The following is a 309-nucleotide window of genomic DNA, read 5'->3' as shown; positions in this document are numbered from 1 at the left end:
AAAGATGGTGCCGAGGACCGGAATCGAACCGGTACGGTGATCTCTCACCGCAGGATTTTAAGTCCTGTGCGTCTGCCAGTTCCGCCACCCCGGCAATATTGTTAATGGAGCGGAAGACGGGATTCGAACCCGCGACCCCCACCTTGGCAAGGTGGTGTTCTACCACTGAACTACTTCCGCAAATGCGGGTGAAGGGAGTCGAACCCCCACGCCGTAAAGGCGCTAGATCCTAAGTCTAGTGCGTCTGCCAATTCCGCCACACCCGCTATTTAAATGGTGAGCCATAGAGGATTCGAACCTCTGACCCTC

Annotated in this window: 3 tRNA genes; all 3 read right to left on the bottom strand. The window is 55.7% G+C overall.

From position 1 onward, the window contains the following. Positions 1-5 precede the first annotated feature (5 nt). Positions 6-94 (bottom strand) — tRNA-Leu (locus HMPREF3241_RS10530). An 11-nt stretch (positions 95-105) separates the two neighbouring features. Continuing rightward, a tRNA-Gly gene (locus HMPREF3241_RS10525) sits at positions 106-180 on the bottom strand. Between the two features lie 3 nt (positions 181-183). Beyond that, positions 184-266 (bottom strand) — tRNA-Leu (locus tag HMPREF3241_RS10520). Positions 267-309: the final 43 nt, after the last annotated feature.

The organism is Staphylococcus sp. HMSC34G04, assembly GCF_001838765.1.
Classification (GTDB): domain Bacteria; phylum Bacillota; class Bacilli; order Staphylococcales; family Staphylococcaceae; genus Staphylococcus; species Staphylococcus epidermidis.
Note: the sequence above shows the minus strand (reverse complement) of the source record. Positions and strands in the feature narration are given on the sequence as shown.